The sequence below is a fragment of the Klebsiella sp. 4_1_44FAA genome (assembly GCF_000238715.1).
Classification (GTDB): domain Bacteria; phylum Pseudomonadota; class Gammaproteobacteria; order Enterobacterales; family Enterobacteriaceae; genus Klebsiella; species Klebsiella pneumoniae.
This window is the reverse complement of record NZ_JH414859.1, coordinates 1-668: the sequence shown is the minus strand read 5'-3', so window position 1 is coordinate 668 and position 668 is coordinate 1. Positions and strand designations below refer to the sequence as shown.

Here is a 668-nt window from a genome sequence, read left to right as displayed (position 1 = left end):
ATTATGATATTATGTAATATAAAATTTTCATTATGATTTAGCATACTGAATATTGATTGCACTCAAAAGATGTGTTGAGAAACAAGACCATATTAGGAGGGCTGCGTAAATGACACTGAGACATTTTCATATATTTTCGACGGTTTGCAAAAAAGAAAGTAATCACGAAAGCTGCTGAAGAATTGAACATGGCGCAACCAGCAGTGAGTTTTGCAATCCGAGAATTGGAAAGCTATTATGGTACAAAATTGTTCGAACGAATGAATCGACGACTCTATATCACTGATGCCGGAAAACAACTTTTGGTCTATGCCGATTCAGTCCTTGCACAATGCAATGAAGCAAAAGACGTTTTAAGTGACATTAATGCAATGACCCAAATACGTTTGGGTGCAAATGTTTCCGTTGGAAATAGTTGGCTTCAAAATTGTATCGATGGATTTGAAAAGATTCATCCGGAGATTCCTATTTATACATCGGTTCAAAACTCTAGCCAGCTCGAAAAACAGCTTTTATACAATAATCTTGATTTTGCGTTCATGGATGAACCAAAAGAAGAAAAGCACTTCATTTGTAAACTGATTTGCAAAGACGAGATGGCTCTTGCATGTGCATCCGAGTACCCATTATCGTCTGTGATCAAATTAGATGACTTGTACCAAGTTCCT

Annotated in this window: 1 protein-coding gene; it reads left to right on the top strand. The window is 36.5% G+C overall.

Going from position 1 to position 668, the window contains the following annotated elements:
* Positions 1-122: 122 nt before the first annotated feature.
* Positions 123-668 (top strand): LysR family transcriptional regulator (locus HMPREF1024_RS0128005; RefSeq protein WP_323740347.1); only part of this gene is annotated, 546 nt, incomplete at its 3' end.